At 72.9% G+C, this 14,958-nt stretch carries 15 protein-coding genes and 3 tRNA genes; 12 read left to right on the top strand and 6 right to left on the bottom strand.

What is annotated here, in order from left to right:
* Window positions 1-11: 11 nt before the first annotated feature.
* Entirely contained in the window at window positions 12-1,319 is a 1,308-nt protein-coding gene (locus tag BJ993_RS06190; RefSeq protein WP_179648090.1) for an MFS transporter, read from the bottom strand.
* 82 nt (window positions 1,320-1,401) lie between these two features.
* Between BJ993_RS06190 and BJ993_RS06185 the strand changes: the two genes are divergently transcribed.
* Both BJ993_RS06185 and BJ993_RS06180 read left to right on the top strand, forming a co-directional pair.
* Window positions 1,402-1,971 carry a winged helix-turn-helix domain-containing protein gene (locus tag BJ993_RS06185; RefSeq protein ID WP_179648089.1) on the top strand — a complete coding sequence of 190 codons (570 nt, stop codon included), beginning with the start codon at window positions 1,402-1,404 and terminating at the stop codon, window positions 1,969-1,971.
* Window positions 1,971-2,327, top strand: coding sequence for a sterol carrier family protein (locus BJ993_RS06180; protein WP_179648088.1), 357 nt, complete (start codon window positions 1,971-1,973; stop codon window positions 2,325-2,327). The genes BJ993_RS06185 and BJ993_RS06180 overlap by 1 nt, the downstream gene beginning before the upstream one ends.
* An 8-nt stretch (window positions 2,328-2,335) precedes the next feature.
* Here the strand turns inward: BJ993_RS06180 and BJ993_RS06175 are convergent, their stop codons facing one another.
* Complete coding sequence (locus BJ993_RS06175) at window positions 2,336-2,896, bottom strand: SecDF P1 head subdomain-containing protein (RefSeq protein WP_179648087.1); 561 nt, start codon at window positions 2,894-2,896, stop codon at window positions 2,336-2,338.
* Window positions 2,897-2,949: 53 nt separating this feature from the next.
* Between BJ993_RS06175 and BJ993_RS06170 the strand changes: the two genes are divergently transcribed.
* From BJ993_RS06170 to BJ993_RS06150, 5 genes are all read left to right on the top strand, one after another.
* Window positions 2,950-4,302: a dipeptidase gene (locus BJ993_RS06170; RefSeq protein ID WP_179648086.1), complete on the top strand. Its 1,353-nt coding sequence runs from the start codon at window positions 2,950-2,952 to the stop codon at window positions 4,300-4,302.
* 196 nt (window positions 4,303-4,498) lie between these two features.
* Window positions 4,499-5,911, top strand: coding sequence for an FAD/NAD(P)-binding protein (locus BJ993_RS06165; RefSeq protein ID WP_179648085.1), 1,413 nt, complete (start codon window positions 4,499-4,501; stop codon window positions 5,909-5,911).
* Between the two features lie 33 nt (window positions 5,912-5,944).
* The gene (gene purF, locus BJ993_RS06160) at window positions 5,945-7,405 is read left to right on the top strand and encodes an amidophosphoribosyltransferase (RefSeq protein WP_242530357.1); all 1,461 of its coding nucleotides are present in this window, start codon (window positions 5,945-5,947) and stop codon (window positions 7,403-7,405) included.
* Between the two features lie 17 nt (window positions 7,406-7,422).
* Window positions 7,423-8,484, top strand: a complete 1,062-nt coding sequence (purM, locus tag BJ993_RS06155) for a phosphoribosylformylglycinamidine cyclo-ligase (protein ID WP_036550798.1) — start codon at window positions 7,423-7,425, stop codon at window positions 8,482-8,484.
* Window positions 8,485-8,639: 155 nt separating this feature from the next.
* Window positions 8,640-8,822: a DUF3073 domain-containing protein gene (locus BJ993_RS06150; RefSeq protein WP_036550799.1), complete on the top strand. Its 183-nt coding sequence runs from the start codon at window positions 8,640-8,642 to the stop codon at window positions 8,820-8,822.
* 13 nt (window positions 8,823-8,835) lie between these two features.
* Here the strand turns inward: BJ993_RS06150 and BJ993_RS06145 are convergent, their stop codons facing one another.
* Window positions 8,836-10,230 carry a hypothetical protein gene (locus BJ993_RS06145; protein WP_179648083.1) on the bottom strand — a complete coding sequence of 465 codons (1,395 nt, stop codon included), beginning with the start codon at window positions 10,228-10,230 and terminating at the stop codon, window positions 8,836-8,838.
* Window positions 10,231-10,274: 44 nt separating this feature from the next.
* On the opposite strand from BJ993_RS06145, the gene BJ993_RS06140 reads away from it, so the two are divergent.
* The gene (locus BJ993_RS06140; protein WP_218864618.1) at window positions 10,275-11,534 is read left to right on the top strand and encodes an alpha/beta hydrolase domain-containing protein; all 1,260 of its coding nucleotides are present in this window, start codon (window positions 10,275-10,277) and stop codon (window positions 11,532-11,534) included.
* 17 nt (window positions 11,535-11,551) lie between these two features.
* Window positions 11,552-11,869 carry a PLDc N-terminal domain-containing protein gene (locus tag BJ993_RS06135; protein ID WP_179648081.1) on the top strand — a complete coding sequence of 106 codons (318 nt, stop codon included), beginning with the start codon at window positions 11,552-11,554 and terminating at the stop codon, window positions 11,867-11,869.
* On the opposite strand, the gene BJ993_RS06130 is transcribed toward BJ993_RS06135, so the two are convergent.
* Both BJ993_RS06130 and BJ993_RS06125 read right to left on the bottom strand, forming a co-directional pair.
* On the bottom strand, window positions 11,860-13,275 hold the full coding sequence (locus tag BJ993_RS06130) for a sulfatase-like hydrolase/transferase (protein ID WP_179648080.1): 1,416 nt from the start codon (window positions 13,273-13,275) through the stop codon (window positions 11,860-11,862). The genes BJ993_RS06135 and BJ993_RS06130 overlap by 10 nt on opposite strands.
* Window positions 13,276-13,428: 153 nt before the next feature.
* Window positions 13,429-13,502 (bottom strand) — tRNA-Phe (locus BJ993_RS06125).
* A gap of 156 nt (window positions 13,503-13,658) precedes the next feature.
* Here BJ993_RS06125 and BJ993_RS06120 point away from each other — a divergent pair.
* Together BJ993_RS06120 and BJ993_RS06115 are read left to right on the top strand one after the other, a co-directional pair.
* Window positions 13,659-13,731, top strand: a tRNA-Glu gene (locus BJ993_RS06120).
* 101 nt (window positions 13,732-13,832) lie between these two features.
* Window positions 13,833-13,906: transfer RNA gene (locus BJ993_RS06115), tRNA-Asp, on the top strand.
* Window positions 13,907-13,980: 74 nt separating this feature from the next.
* Here the strand turns inward: BJ993_RS06115 and BJ993_RS06110 are convergent.
* Window positions 13,981-14,499, bottom strand: coding sequence for an RDD family protein (locus BJ993_RS06110; RefSeq protein ID WP_179647275.1), 519 nt, complete (start codon window positions 14,497-14,499; stop codon window positions 13,981-13,983).
* Between the two features lie 51 nt (window positions 14,500-14,550).
* Between BJ993_RS06110 and BJ993_RS06105 the strand changes: the two genes are divergently transcribed.
* The gene (locus BJ993_RS06105) at window positions 14,551-14,916 is read left to right on the top strand and encodes a metallopeptidase family protein (RefSeq protein WP_207006815.1); all 366 of its coding nucleotides are present in this window, start codon (window positions 14,551-14,553) and stop codon (window positions 14,914-14,916) included.
* Window positions 14,917-14,958: the final 42 nt, after the last annotated feature.

Below are 14,958 nucleotides of genomic sequence, written 5' to 3'. Positions count from 1 at the left end.
TCCGGGTGGGTTCAGCCGATCGGTACGGGCGCCGGTTGGGGCGCCGGTTCGGGATCGGGCAGCCGCGGCCACTCGGCGGGGCGCGGGACCGAGCGGACCGACAGCGAGAGCGTCGGAATCAGCGCGACCAGGGCGGTCAGGCCGGTCAGTGCCAGCACCGCGTCGCGGCCGTCGAGGACCGCCAGCAGGCCACCGGCCAGGGCCGGCGCGAGCGGCATCGTGACCATCGAGGCGAACTGCATCGTCGACTGCATCCTGCCGACCAGCTCCGGAGGCGTGATCGCCAACCGGTACGAGCCGACCCCGGCATTGCCCGCCGGGTTCAGGAACAGGCCGAACGACGCGGCGAGCGCCATCGCCCACGGATGGTTCCAGAGGGCGAGCGGGATGGAGAGCGGCACGAAGCTCCAGGCGATCGCGACGGTCAGCCGGCCGGTGTGGAAGCGGTCGATCAGCCAGGGTGCCGCGATCGCGCCCAGGATCCCGCAGGCGCCGATCGCCGTCTCGACGAGGCCGATCTGCCACGCCGGGAAACCCGCCTCGACGAGCCGTAGCAGGGCGGTGAAGAAGAGGGCGTTGATCGCCAGGTTGGCCGCGGGCGACCACAGCAGCAGGACCCGGAGGAAGGGGCGCCCCCAGAGGAAGCGGAGCCCGTCGCCGAGGTCGTGCAGGGGGCGCGCCCGGTCGGCCGGGGAGGTCGGGGAGGTCGGGGAGGTCGGGGAGGTCGGGGAGGTCGGGGAGAGGTCGGCGCGGACCCGGCCGAGGAGCAGCCAGCCGAGCACGTAGGTGACGACATCGGCGGCGAAGGGCGCCCAGCGGGCGAGGCCGAACAGGGCGCCGCCGACCGGGCCGCCGACGAGGGCCGCGACGTGCTGGCGGGCCTGCTGCTGGCTCAGCGCGGTCGGCAGCTCGTCGGTGGCCACGACGGTGCGGATGGCGGCGTACTCGGCGGGGGCGAAGAGGCCGGTCGCGATCCCGGTCAGCAGGGCCACGGCGAGCAGGTGGGGGAGGGTGAGCAGTCCGGTCGCGCCCGCGACGACGAGCGAGGCGTAGAGCAGGGCGCCCGACCCGAGCGAGAAGCGCATGATGCGCAGCCGGTGTCGCCGGTCGGCGAGGACCCCAGCCGGTAGCAGCATGGCCACCATGCCGAGCAGGAAGACGGCCTCGGCCGCCGCCGCCCACAGCGCCGACCCGGTCATCGCGTAGGCGACGAGCGGCATCGCGAAGGTGGTGACCCGGCTGCCGAGCTCGGAGACCGTCGCCCCGACCCAGAGCGCGGTGAAGTCGCGGTTGCGGGCGAGGGTCCGGTACGACGGCATACCCGCACCGTATGTTGCGCAACAACAATTGCGCAAGAGTTGTTGCGCAACTAGTGGTGCGCATCGCCGGTAGGCTGCCGCCATGGTCCTGTACGACGACCCGCGGATCCTCCGCGCGATCGCGCATCCCACGCGCAACCGGGTCCTCCACGAGCTGTCCGCCGCGGGCTCGCTGCGCGCCGCCGACATCGCCCGCCGCATCGACGTGCCGGCCAACCAGGCCAGCTTCCACCTGCGCCAGCTCGCGAAGTACGGCCTCGTCGAGGAGGACCCGGAGGCCGGCCGCGACCGCCGCGACCGGGTCTGGCGGCTGGTCGACCCCGACGGGATCAGGTTCCGGACCGCCGACATGCTCGCGCAGCCGGGCGGGCGGGCGGCGTACACCGTGTTCCGCCGCAACGCCGTCGAGTGGGGCCAGCACCTGGTGGAGCGGGCCTTCGCCGAGACGGAGGGGGAGAGCGAGCGCCGCAACATCTCCGAGTGGTCGGTACGACTGACCGCCGACGAGGCCCACCAGCTCGCCCGCGAGGTAGAGGAGGTCGTCGAGCGGTTCCGGGACGCCGGCCGCGCCGCGCCGCAGGGCGAGGACCGCGACACCTACTCGGTCTTCCTGCTCGTGCAGCCCTATCCCGACCTCCCCGAGGGCGACTGATGCCCGCGCGACTCAAGCCCGCCGACCCCGCCGCCGTCGCCGAGGCGCTCGACCGGATGGCTGCCGACACCGCCGAGCGGGCCGACCTCAAGCTGCTCGTGAAGCACTTCCTGGCCGTCCTCGAGGAGCGCGCGCCCGGCCGGTCCGTCGAGGTCCGGGTGCCGCCCTACGCCGCCGTGCAGGTCATCGAGGGCGTCCGCCACACCCGCGGTACGCCGCCCGCCGTCATCGAGACCGACGCCGCGACGTGGATCGCGCTGGCGACCGGCGCGCTCGCCTGGCCGACCGCGGTCGAGTCCGGCGGGGTCCGGGCGAGCGGCGAGCGGACCGACCTGTCGTCGTACCTCCCGCTCTGACGGGTCGCTCAGTCGGCCTCGAGGGCGTCGGCGAGCGTGAGTGCCTCGACCTGGGAGATCTCGGGGCCGGCGATCTGCACCCGGCCGTCGGTGATCGGGGCCTGGATCGTCGGCGCGCTGATGATCGTGCCGCCGGAGACGATCGCGACCTGCTGGCCGGTGCCCGAGAGCTCGGTCGTCAGGTCGGCGAAGGTGGCCGCCGCCTCGGTGTCGAGGTCGATCGTGATCAGCCATCCGCCGTCGGGTCCTTCGGCGGCCTCGGCCCGGTCGACACCGCCCACGAGCTCGGCGGGGCCGAGCTGGTAGGCCACTCCCTCGAGGTCGCAGGCGGTCGTCGTCGAGTCCGGCGCGGGCTGGGCGGTCGGGCTGGTCGTGCAGGCCGAGGGAGCGCCTGCGGCGACGACCTTGCGGAACTGCGCCGGCTCCTGGTCGCCGGCGGTGGAGGAGGTCGGACCGCGGTCCCCGTCGCCGTCGTCGTCGGTGCTGTCCTCGCCGCCCGAGCAGGCCGTCTGGCCCAGCAGGAGGAGGGTGCCGACGGCGGTCGCGATGATGCTCCGAGAAAGCGTCATCGGTCGATCATGCCGGATGTGGCGCGGGGGCGGGGCTGTCATAGGTTGGGCCCATGACCGGACCTGTCACCACCACCGACCTGCGTACGCGTCTCGCCGGCCTCATGCCGGGTGTCCGATCGGACCTCGAGGCACTTGTCCGCATCCAGTCCGTGAGCGCTGACCCCGCCCGCCTCGACCAGGTCGAGGAGAGCGCTCGCGTCACTGCCGAGCTGTTCGCCGCCGAGGGCGTCGACGTCGAGATCGTGCGCGCCTTCGACGGCGCCCCGCCCGCCGTGATCGGGGAGAAGAAGGGACCGGAGGGCGCGCCGACGGTGCTCCTCTACGCCCACCACGACGTCCAGCCCGAGAACGACCACGCCGACTGGGACAGCCCGCCGTGGGAGCCCACCGAGCGCGACGGCCGCCTCTACGGCCGCGGTGCCGCCGACGACAAGGCCGGCATCATCACCCACCTCGCCGCGCTGCGGGCGTTCGGTGACGAGCTGCCGGTGACCGTCCGCCTCTTCATCGAGGGCGAGGAGGAGGTCGCCTCGGCGACCCTGCCGCAGCTGCTGAAGAAGTACGAGGACCGGCTGCGCTCCGACGTCATCGTGATCGCCGACTCGGGCAACTGGGACATCGGCGTGCCCGCCCTGACCACCAGCCTCCGCGGCCTGATCCGCGTCGACGTCGAGCTGCGCACGCTCACCCACGCCGTCCACTCGGGCATGTGGGGCGGCCTCGAGCCCGACGCGATCATGGCGCTCGTCCGCCTGCTCGACACGCTCTGGGACGCCGACGGCGGCTCCGCCATCGAGGGCCTCGTCAGCGGCCCGGCCGCCGACGTCGACTACCCCGAGGAGCGGCTGCGCGCCGAGTCCGGCGCCATCCCCGGCCTGTCCTGGGTGGGCAGCGGCCCCGCCGTCGAGCGGCTGTGGACCAAGCCGGCCGTGACCGTCACCGGCTTCGACGCCCCCAAGGTCGACGGCGCCTCCAACACGCTCTCGCCCGTCGCCCGCGCCCGGGTCACCGTCCGGATCGCGCCGGGCGACACCGGCCAGAACGCCGTCGCCTGCCTCCAGGCCCACCTGGAGAAGAACGTCCCCTGGGGCGCCGAGCTCTCCACCAAGGTGGTCGACACCGGCGAGCCGATCGCGATCGACGCCACCGGCCCGGCGTACGACGCCGCCCGCGCCGCCTTCGCCGAGGCCTGGGACGGCACCCCGCCGGTCGACATGGGCGTCGGCGGCTCGATCCCGTTCATCGCGGAGTTCCTCGAGAGCTTCCCTGCCGCGTCGGTGCTGGTCACCGGCGTCGAGGACCCCGACACCCGCGCCCACGGCCCCAACGAGGGCCTGCACCTGGCCGAGTTCGAGAAGGTCCTGCTCGCCGAGGCCCTCCTCCTCCGCAACCTCGGCGCCTGACCCCCACCCGCCGACTTGCCGGTCTGGCCGGTCGAGTTGCCGGTCTGGCCGGTCGACTTGCCGGTCTGGTCCGCCGAGTTGCCGGTTCTGCCTGCGTGGGTCGACAGAACTGGCAACTCAAGCCGCCATATCGGCAAGTCAACGCGCCAAACTGGCAACTCGGCCCAAAGTCAAGTGATTCGCTAGACTCACTCGCATGACGGTGACGGAGGCGGGTACGCCGCAGCCCGGGCAGGTCGGCCAGCGCAACCGGGTGGCGGTGATCGGTGGCGGCGCCAGCGGCGTGCTGACCGCGATCAACCTGCTGGTGCGCTCCGACGACCCGGACCTCGAGGTGGTCATCCACGAGGCCAGCGGCATCGTCGGGCGCGGGATCGCCTACGGCACCAACGACCAACGTCACCTGCTCAACGTCCGGGCGCGGCACATGAGCGCCTTCCCGGACTCGCCGTCCGACCTCCTCGACTGGGCGCTGCGGACCGGCCGCAGCAGCGACCCGCAGGGCTTCCTGCCCCGGGCCGACTACGCGATCTACCTCCAGGACCGGCTGGCCGACGTCGCCGACGACCGGCTCCGGGTGCGTGCCGGCCGGGTGCTCGACGTCGTGCCGACGGAGACCGGCTTCGAGATCGTCACCGAGCGTTCGCGCAGCCAGGCCTCCGCCGTCGTGCTGGCCCACGGCAACCAGCCGCCCCGTCCGCTGGTCGCCTCGACCACGGGCGAGGCCCTCCCTGAGGCGCCGTGGCATGTCGCCAACCCGTGGGAGCTGGCCCGCCTGCGGGCGCTGCCCGCCGATGCCTCCGTCGTGGTCGTCGGCACCGGCCTGACCGCCATCGACACCGTGATCACGCTGCTCGAGGACGGCCCCGGACGCGAGGTCACCATGCTGAGCCGCAACGGCCTGCTGCCGAAGCCGCACGTCGGCCAGGCGCACACGGCGTGGGTCACGAAGGTCCCCGAGGGGCCCGGCCCGGTGAGCGCCGACGAGATCGCCACGGCGCTGGCCGAGGAGTGCGCGGCCGCCGCCGAGCGCGGCGTGAACTGGCGCGCCGTCGTCGACGGCGTCCGGCCCGCGACCCAGGACCTGTGGCGCCGGCTGCCGCACGCCGAGCGGGTCCGCTTCCTCGAGGTCTACGCCCGGGACTGGGAGGTGCGCCGCCACCGGATGGCGCCCGACGTCGCCCTGCGCCTGCAGCGCTACCGCTACGAGGGCCGCCTCCACGTCCGCGCCAGCAGCATCGCGACGGCCGAGGACCGGGGCGAGCGATGTCGCGTGACGACCACCGACGCCACGTCGTACGACGTCGACGCGGTCGTCAACTGCACCGGCCCCCTCTCCGACGTCCGCCAGAGCGCGGACCCCCTGCTCCAGTCGCTCCTCGCGCGCGGCACGGTCCGTCCCGACCGCCTCGCGCTCGGCCTCGACACGACCGCCGAGGGGCAGGTCGTCGACGCCGCCGGCAACCCGGTCCCGGACCTCCACCTCGTCGGTCCGCCGCGCAAGGGCACGCTGTGGGAGTCGACCGCCATCCCCGAGATCCGCGCCCAGGCCGCGCAGGTCGCCACGGCCGTGGTGGAGCGCTCGTCTCGCCGCAGCCTCGCCAACTGAGGTCTGGGGCCACTTCGCCGGTACGCTGGAGCCGTGTGCGGAGTCTTCGGCGTATGGGCCCCGGGTGAGGACGTCGCCAAGCTGACCTACTTCGGCCTCTACTCCCTGCAGCACCGCGGGCAGGAGTCGGCCGGCATCTCGGTCAGCAACGGGCGCCAGATCCTCGTCTACAAGGACATGGGCCTCGTGTCCCAGGTCTTCGACGAGAACACCCTCGAGTCGTTCGCGGGCCACCTCGCGGTCGGCCACTGCCGCTACTCCACCACCGGTGCGAGCACGTGGCAGAACGCCCAGCCGACCTTCCGGCCCACCGAGGACGGCTCGATCGCGCTCGGCCACAACGGCAACCTGATCAACACCGCCGCCCTCGCGGAGATGGTGCAGGACCTGCCGAGCGACGACGGCGAGCTCGACATCCACGCCCGCAACCTCGAGACGTCGACCAACGACACCAGCCTGGTGACCGCGCTGCTCGCGCACCACCCGGACCAGTCGCTGGAGTCGCGCGCCCTGGAGCTGCTGCCGCAGGTCGAGGGTGCGTTCTCGTTCGTCTTCATGAACGAGAACACCCTGTACGCCGCCCGCGACCCCGAGGGCATCCGCCCGCTGGTGCTCGGCCGCCTCGACCGCGGTTGGGTCGTCGCCAGCGAGGACGCCGCCTTGGCCACCGTCGGTGCCAGCGTGGTCCGCGAGGTCGAGCCGGGCGAGCTCCTCGTCATCGACGAGGACGGCCTGCGCTCCCACAAGTTCGCCGAGCCGCGCCGCAAGGGCTGCGTGTTCGAGTACGTGTACCTCGCCCGTCCCGACGCCACCATCGCCGGCCGCAGCGTCCACGAGGCGCGCGTCGAGATGGGCCGGCAGCTGGCCCGCGAGTTCCCGGTCGACGCCGACCTGGTCATCCCGGTCCCCGAGTCCGGCACGCCCGCTGCCTCCGGCTACGCGCTCGAGAGCGGCATCCCGTTCGGCCAGGGCTTCGTCAAGAACGCGTACGTCGGGCGCACCTTCATCCAGCCCAGCCAGACGCTGCGCCAGCTCGGCATCCGGCTCAAGCTGAACGCGCTGGAGCACATGATCCGCGGCAAGCGGATCGTCGTCGTCGACGACTCGATCGTGCGCGGCAACACCCAGCGCGCCCAGGTCCGGATGCTGCGCGAGGCCGGGGCGACCGAGGTCCACGTGCGGATCTCGAGCCCGCCGGTCAAGTGGCCCTGCTTCTACGGCATCGACTTCGCCACCCGCGCCGAGCTGATCGCCAACGGCCTCGACGTCGACGAGATCGCCGCCAGTGTCGGTGCCGACAGCCTCGGCTACATCTCGCTCGACGGCATGGTCGAGGCGACCGGCCAGCAGCAGAGCACGCTGTGCACCGCCTGCTTCACCGGTGAGTACCCGATCGAGCTGCCCGACGAGAGCCTGCTCGGCAAGCACCTCCTGGAGGCGACGCTCAAGCCGAGCACGCACGGCGAGGCGCTTCCTGTCTTCAACAACCCGTGAGCGAACCAAGGGGAACCGTGGCTGAGAACGCCTATGCCCGTGCCGGCGTCGACATCGAGGCCGCGGACCGCGCCGTCGACCTGATGAAGGAATGGGTCGAGAAGGCCCGCCGGCCCGAGATGCTGGGCGGCCTCGGCGGCTTCGCCGGCCTCTTCGACGCGAGCGCCCTGACGTCGTACAAGCGTCCGCTGCTGGCGACCTCCACCGACGGCGTCGGCACCAAGGTCGCGGTCGCGCAGATGGTCGACAAGCACGACACGATCGGCTTCGACCTCGTCGGCATGGTCGTCGACGACCTCGTCGTCTGCGGCGCCGAGCCGCTCTTCATGACCGACTACATCGCGACCGGCAAGGTCGTGCCCGAGCGGATCGCCGCGATCGTCAAGGGCATCGCGGAGGCGTGCGTCGAGGCCGGCTGCGCGCTGGTCGGCGGGGAGACGGCCGAGCACCCGGGCCTCCTCGCCCCCGACGAGTACGACGTCGCCGGCGCCACTACCGGCGTGGTGGAGGCCGACGCGCTCCTCGGTGCCTCCCTGGTCCGCGAGGGCGACGTCGTGATCGCGATGGCGGCGAGCGGCCTGCACTCCAACGGCTACTCCCTGGCCCGCCACGTGTTCTTCACGCAGGCCGGCTGGACCGTGGACCGGCACGTCGAGGAGTTCGGCCGCACGCTCGGCGAGGAGCTCCTGGAGCCGACCCGGATCTACACCAAGCCGTGCCTGGCGATCGCCCGCGAGACCGAGACCCACGCGATGGCCCACATCACCGGTGGTGGCCTCGCCAACAACCTCGCGCGAGTCATGCCGCCGGAGCTGAAGGCGACCCTGGACCGCTCCACCTGGACCCCGGCGCCCGTCTTCGACGTGGTCCGCCGGGTCGGCGAGGTCGCCCAGCCCGACCTCGAGGCCACCCTCAACTGCGGCGTCGGCATGGTCGCCCTGGTGGCGCCGGACTCCGTCGACGCGGCCCTGGCGCGGCTCGGCGAGTTCGGCATCGACAGCTGGGTCGCGGGCGAGGTCGGGGTCGACCCGGCGCAGCAGGGCACCGTCGAGCTGGTGGGTCAGCACCCCGGCTGGTGACCCCGCTGGTGACCTTCGCCGCACGGCGCGTCCGAACGGGCGCCCTGACGTGCGGGAACAGCCACCGGCCATGTACCGTTGTGCCCACGAGACTCTGATTCAGCAGTCCGGGGCCCGGAGGGTTCCCGGCCAAGTGTGCGAGGGGGCTGGACCCTATGGGCCGCGGCCGAGCGAAAGCCAAGCAGACGAAGGTCGCACGCGACCTGAAGTACCGCACTCACGACACGGACCTCTCGGCCTTGGCCGCTGAGCTCCACGGTGAGCCCGTTGACCGCGTCGAGGACGAGGTCGACGACGAGGTGCTCGACAAGTGGGCGGACTACGACCCGCGCAAGTGATGCGTGGCGGCACTCATCGAGTGCCCCGCAGCACCAGCAGGTCACCGTGGGTCCCGTAGCCCACGAGCGCGCCTCCTGACGGCGTCCCGTCGAAGGTCACCAGCCGCCAGCGGTCTCCCGGCTCGTCGGGGTCCGGCGGCACGATGGTCGGCCACGGGATGTTCGTCGGGTACGGCGCGTCCACGGTGCCGACCTCGCGCATCGACGTGTCGAACACGGGGAACCGCCCGCGCACGGCGCGCCTGTTGTCGCGCCCGTCGCTGGCGAGGACCCGCCACGCGCCGTCCAGGCGCGCCAGCGTGGTGCCCTCGGTCGCCGTACGGTCGGTCGCGGCACCGCGCAGGGTGAGCTCGTCGAGCGACGGTCCGGCCGCGAGCACCGGGTGGAAGTCGAAGAACCGCCGCGCGCTCACGTAGCCGACCAGCCACGAGCCGTCGTCGTCGCGCACCAGGTGCGGGTCCCAGACGCCGACGCTCGGGCCGTCGGTCGGCAGGTCGAGCGCCCGGGTCGTCAGCAGGTGCTGGCCGCGGGTGAGGTCGGCGGTCGTCTCGGCGAGCGTGACCGCGACCCGCGCGTCCGCGCGCGCCCCCGGGTCGGCGGGGAAGTCCGACCACGTGCTGGTGGCGACCAGCCACCGGTCGCCGTCGCGGACCACGTGGGTCGCATGGTCGCCGTAGCCTCCCGGACGGTCGGGTCGTTGGAAGTACAGCTCGGCACCGCGCCGCACCCCCCCTTGTGCGTTGAGAGTCCACGTAGAGGTGTGTGCCGTGCCGAAGAACCCCGGTCCCGCAGCGGTCGCAGAGAGCAGCACCGAGCCGTCGTCCGTGCGGTACGCCGAGCCGTCGGCCCAGGTCACCAGCCTGATGTCGCGCAACCCGAGCTGCCCGAACGTCCCGGCCGTCCAGCCGGTGACGGCGCCGGGCTCCGTGGACGACCACGAGGCCGTCACCCCGGCCAGCCAGCCGGGGTCGCGCACGTCGGGGATCGCGCCCGTGCCGGACGCCGACAGGTCGACCCGCGCCCGGACCACCCAGGCGCCGCCCTCGAGCGTCAGCGCCGAGACGTGCGTGCCGGTCAGCGCGAGCGCGAGGCGGCCGGGGGAGCGGGTCCTGCCGTGGCGCCGGCTGCGGTGGATGCTCTCCCGGTCGCCCGAGCGCACCGTGATGCAGACCCGGCCCTGGTCGATCACCGACGAGAACTGGGAGCCGTCCGGGCCGGCGAGGCTCGCCGCGGTCCCGCCGCCGCGGGACGAGAGCGAAACCTCGACCGCCGCGAACGGCGCCAGCAGGGGCAGCTTCCCGGTGCTCGACTGCTGAGCCGCCGGGTCGTCGTACACCTCGGTGAGGAGCGGGGTCCCGACCACCTCCACCGGGCGGTGGCGGGCGACGATCTCGAACGCGGGCAGCACCCGCGCAGGATCCCATGCAGGCGGCGATGCAGCATGATCTCCCCGTGCCCCGCGTCACCCTCACCCCGCTCACCGGCGGCAACGGTCTCGCCCTGACCTCCGCGCGCCCCGGACCCGACCTCGCGGCCGCCGGCTGGTCGGAGGTCGAGTACGCCGCCAGCGGCACCACTCCCGCCCCGTTCAGCACCCGCGTGGTCCTCCGGCGACCGGAGTCCGCGCCCGCGAGCGGTACCCTCGTCGTGGAGTGGCTCAACGTCAGCTCGGGCGCGGACGCGGCTCCGGACTGGACCTATCTCGCCGACGAGCTCGTGCGGCAGGGGCACGCGTGGGCCGGCGTCTCGGCGCAGTTCAACGGCGTGGAGGGCGGCTCCGCCGTGGTCGCCGTCGAGGGCGCCGCGCTGCAGGGGCTCAAGGGCGTCGACCCGGACCGCTACGGCGGGCTCCACCACCCCGGCGACCTCCACGCGCACGGCATCTTCACGGAGACCGCCCGCGCGGTCGCGGCGCTGGTCGGCGCGGACCAGGTGCTCGCGATCGGGGAGTCCCAGTCGGCGTACCTGCTCACGACGCACGTCAACGAGGTCCACCCGCACGACCGCTTCTTCGACGGCTTCCTCATCCACAGCCGCGGCGACGTCGCGGCACCGGCAGGGAAGGCGGGTTGCGGCATCGACCTGCTGGCCGCCCGCGAGAGCGGCGTCCCGACGCCGATCCGCCGCGACCTCGACGTGCCCGTCATGGTCGTGCAGACCGAGGGCGACCTGCTCGGCCGGATGAACTACCTGCCCGCGCGCCAGCCCGACGGTCCGCTGCTGCGTGTCTGGGAGGTCGCGGGCGCCGCGCACGCCGACCTCTTCCAGATCGGCGAGTTCGAGGCCTTCCTCGGCTGCCCCGACCCGGTCAACCGCGGCCAGCAGGTGTACGTCGTCCGGGCGGCCCTGCGCCACCTGGTGGCCTGGGCGCGCGGTGGCCCGGCGGCGCCGTCCGCGACGCCGATCGAGGTGCGCGACGGCGCGTTCGTCAGGGACGAGGTCGGCAACGTCCGCGGAGGCGTCCGCACGCCGGTCGTCGAGGCGGCCGTGGAGGTGCTGGCCGGCGACGCGCCCGGTGCGTCCGTGATCTGCGGGCTGTTCGGGCGGACCCTGGCCCTGCCGGAGGCCGACCTGCATCGGCGGTGGGCCTCGCCGGAGGACTACCGGGCGTCGTACACGGCGGCGACGGAGGCGGCGATCGCCGCCGGCTTCGTGCTGGCGGAGGACCGCGCCGCCGTCCTGGCCGAGATGCGTGCCTTCCCGGCCCGCTGAGGAGCAGAATGCGGCTCGTGATCGCGAGCTCCCTCACCCTGCTGGTCCCCGTCGCCGCCGAGGAGCGCGGTGACCGCTCAGGCGACGCCTTCGGCCTCGCCGTCGTCCTCGGGGGGCTGCTGATCGGCCTCGCGGTCGTCGGGCTCTTCGTGCTCTGGCTGGCCGTGCTGGTCCAGGCGCTGCGGATCCCCGACTCCACGTGGGAGGCCGCCGACCAGAGCAAGCTGGTCTACGTGCTGCTGATGGTGCTCCTGGGCCTGCTCGGCACCCTGCTCTACTGGCTGGTCGCCCGCCCCGCGCTGCGCAGGGCGGGCGCCGCCACCGCTCAGGCGTAGGCGAGCAGGGTCGCGTTCACCTTCTCCCACGCGGTCCGCAGCTCGGCGAGGTCCGCCGGTCGCCTGGCGGCCAGGTTGGCCTGCTCCCGTGCGTCCACGCCGAGGTCGTAGAGGTAGTCGGTGCTGCCCGACCGGACGTATTTGAGGTCGCCGCGCCGCAGCGCGCGCCCGTTGCGGGTCCGCCAGAACAGGTCGCGCTCGGGCACCTCCTCGCCCTCGAAGAGGTGCGGCACGAGGCTGGTGCCGTCGAGCGGGTACGCCGCGTCCGGCTCCGCGCCGCCGAGCTCGAGGAAGGTCGCGGTCCAGTCGGTCGTGGAGACGGGGGTGTCGTCGACGGTCCGCTTCGGGAGCCGGCCGGGCCACGACAGGATCGCAGGGATCCGGATGCCGCCCTCGTTGACGCTCGCCTTCACGCCCGTGAAGGGCCAGTTGTAGCTGTACCGCTCGCCGCCGTTGTCGCTGGCGAAGAGCACGACCGTGTCCCGGTCCTGGCCGGTGCGCCGGAGCTCGGCGAGCACCTTGCCGATCGCGCTGTCGAGGTTCTCGACCATCTCCTTGTACTTCTCCAGCGAGCCGCCGTCGTAGTGGAACAGCGCCTGCGGGTTGCCCGCCTTGACCTTCGCGGTGATCTCGTCGCTGACCGCCTTGTCGCCCGGGCCCTCCCACGGCCAGTGCGGCGAGGTGAAGTTGAGGTTGAACAGCCACGGCTCGCGCTGGTCCTTGACCGAGCGCAGCACGCCGATCGCCTTCTCGGTGAGGATGTCGGTGTAGTAGCGCGGGTCCTCGACGAGCTGCTCGCCGTCGTACAGGTCGTAGGCGCCGGTGTGGGCGTACTTGCTGAAGTAGTCGATGCCGCCGGAGTAGTTGCCGTAGAAGCTGTCCCAGCCGGACTTGAGCGGGCCGAAGGTCGGCAGGAAGCCGCCGTGCCACTTGCCGACCATGTGGGTGGAGTAGCCGGCGCCCTTGAGCAGCGAGGCGAGCGTCGGGTGCTCCGGCGGGATGCCGTCGCGGTCGTTGACCTGGCCGATCGGCTCCTGCAGGCCGCCGGGGATCCGGCCCGGGTGGCGGCCGGTGTAGAGCGCGATCCGGGTCGGCGAGCAGACCGCGCCGGCCGAGTAGCCCTGCGTGAAGCGCACGCCGGTTGCGGCCAGGGCGTCGAGGTTCGGGGTCTTGATGTCCGGCGAGCCGTAGACGCTCAGGTCGGCGGCGCCGAGGTCGTCGGCGAGGATGACGAGGAAGTTCGGCCGCGGCCGGGGACCCTTGCGGGCGATGGCCTGGAACGGCTGCTCGGCGTGGGCGGTCTCGCTGGTCGCGCTCACCACGGCAGCGGCGCCGAGCGCGCCGACGGCAGCGCCGGCGAGCCCGCGACGCGACAGGCCGGCAGGACGGGGGGACGGGTCCGGCATGGGTGCATCTCCTTGTTAGTCGATCAAGACGATCGAGATAATAGGGATGCCGACTGTGAGCGCGCACAGTCCGTCCAAGGGGCGGCGAGCCGGCGTCCGGCCGGGAATGCCGAAGGGCCCCGCAGCACTGCTGCGGGGCCCTTCGATTGCGCGTGGCCAGGGGCGGGGTCGAACCGCCGACCTACCGATTTTCAGTCGGTCGCTCGTACCAACTGAGCTACCTGGCCGGGCAGTCGCACACCTTACCGGAGGGACTCGGAAGTCACGAAAGCGGCGGCACCTCGTGGACGGCAGGTGTCCCGCGGGCCCGTGTGGATGGGCGTGTGCCGGGACTCGCGCACTATGCTGACCGAGCCGTTGCGGGCCTCGTCCCGCAGCGGAGGGCCCCCATCGTCTAGCGGCCCAGGACACCGCCCTTTCACGGCGGGTACGCCGGTTCGAATCCGGTTGGGGGTGCGGGTCGTGCGCCGGGTTCGCTCCCGATTGGGAGCCGGGGACGGCCATGGGTTAGAGTTCCATCCGCTTCGCCGCGCAGGAAACTGCACGGAGAGCAACCTGGCCCCGTAGCGCAGTTGGTTAGCGCGCCGCCCTGTCACGGCGGAGGCCGCGGGTTCGAGTCCCGTCGGGGTCGCAGAAGAGAGGAACCGCTCCGGATCACCGGAGCGGTTCTTGTCGTTTTCGCCCGTCCTGCGCCGGGCGCCGTGCTCAGCCGAGGCGGCGGTGCGGGTCGTGCACGATGACCGTGCCGCCGACGCGGTCGGCCAACGTGCGGTGCAGCGGCTCGTCGCTGAGGAACATCACGAACGACACGATGCTCGAGATGCCGCAGGTGATCATCGAGATCAGCCAGTCGAGCCCGTTGCGCGCGGCCATGTCGCCCCACCCCGCCACGCCGCGCCGCTCCGGCTTCCACGCCCGCATGCCGAGCACCTGCAGCGCCGGGCTGGTGCCTCTGCCCCACACGATCGCGCCCCAGACCAGGTAGCCGATGCCGCAGGTGAGCAGCGCGAGCGGGATCGCGAGGAAGTAGGCCCCGACCCGGCGGCCCTGGGAGGCGATGACCACGCCGTCGGGCAGGCCCAGCTGGGCGCCGGCCTGCCACGGGCCCGCCGGCGGCCCGTAGCCGGGCTGCTGTCCGTAGGCGGGCTGGCCGTACGCGGGTTGTCCGTAGCCGGGCTGGTTCGGGTAGCCGGGATACTCCGCCGGCGGCTCGTAGGACGACATGGCACGCATCCTGCCAGCGCGCGGGTCGCGTCGTTGGCGCGGTCGGCGAGAATGGCGCGCGTGCCGGTCGAGATGAGCCCCGAGGAGTTCGACGCCATCGTCGACGCCGCCCTCGACGAAATCCCCGAGGAGCTGGCCCGGCTGGTCCACAACGTCGTCGTCCTCGTCGAGGACGAGCCGCCGGAGGGCGAGCCCGACGACCTCCTCGGCCTGTACGACGGCGTGGCGCTGACCGAGCGCGAGGGCGGCCTGCTCCCGCAGTTGCCCGACCGGATCTTCCTGTTCCGCGGCCCGTTGCTCGACATGTGCGAGGACGTCGAGGAGCTCACCGAGGAGATCCGGATCACCGTCGTCCACGAGGTCGCCCACCACTTCGGCATCGACGACGACCGCCTCCACGACCTCGGCTACGCCTGACGAGCTGCGGTAGTCCCGGGTCAAAAGCACCGAGATCCGCTG

The organism is Nocardioides aromaticivorans, assembly GCF_013408525.1.
Classification (GTDB): Bacteria; Actinomycetota; Actinomycetes; order Propionibacteriales; family Nocardioidaceae; genus Nocardioides; species Nocardioides aromaticivorans.
This window is presented reverse-complemented; position numbering and strand designations above follow the sequence as displayed.

What these genes read in the sequence shown, in the direction of transcription:
- BJ993_RS06185 (WP_179648089.1), top strand. Translation starts at nt 1,402, where the DNA reads ATGGTCCTGTACGACGACCCGCGGATCCTCCGCGCGATCGCGCATCCC.
- BJ993_RS06105 (WP_207006815.1), top strand. Translation starts at nt 14,551, where the DNA reads ATGGCGCGCGTGCCGGTCGAGATGAGCCCCGAGGAGTTCGACGCCATC.
- BJ993_RS06190 (WP_179648090.1), bottom strand. Translation starts at nt 1,319, where the DNA reads ATGCCGTCGTACCGGACCCTCGCCCGCAACCGCGACTTCACCGCGCTC.
- BJ993_RS06130 (WP_179648080.1), bottom strand. Translation starts at nt 13,275, where the DNA reads ATGCCGGACCCGTCCCCCCGTCCTGCCGGCCTGTCGCGTCGCGGGCTC.
- BJ993_RS06150 (WP_036550799.1), top strand. Translation starts at nt 8,640, where the DNA reads ATGGGCCGCGGCCGAGCGAAAGCCAAGCAGACGAAGGTCGCACGCGAC.
- BJ993_RS06110 (WP_179647275.1), bottom strand. Translation starts at nt 14,499, where the DNA reads ATGTCGTCCTACGAGCCGCCGGCGGAGTATCCCGGCTACCCGAACCAG.
- BJ993_RS06175 (WP_179648087.1), bottom strand. Translation starts at nt 2,896, where the DNA reads ATGACGCTTTCTCGGAGCATCATCGCGACCGCCGTCGGCACCCTCCTC.
- BJ993_RS06165 (WP_179648085.1), top strand. Translation starts at nt 4,499, where the DNA reads ATGACGGTGACGGAGGCGGGTACGCCGCAGCCCGGGCAGGTCGGCCAG.
- BJ993_RS06180 (WP_179648088.1), top strand. Translation starts at nt 1,971, where the DNA reads ATGCCCGCGCGACTCAAGCCCGCCGACCCCGCCGCCGTCGCCGAGGCG.
- BJ993_RS06170 (WP_179648086.1), top strand. Translation starts at nt 2,950, where the DNA reads ATGACCGGACCTGTCACCACCACCGACCTGCGTACGCGTCTCGCCGGC.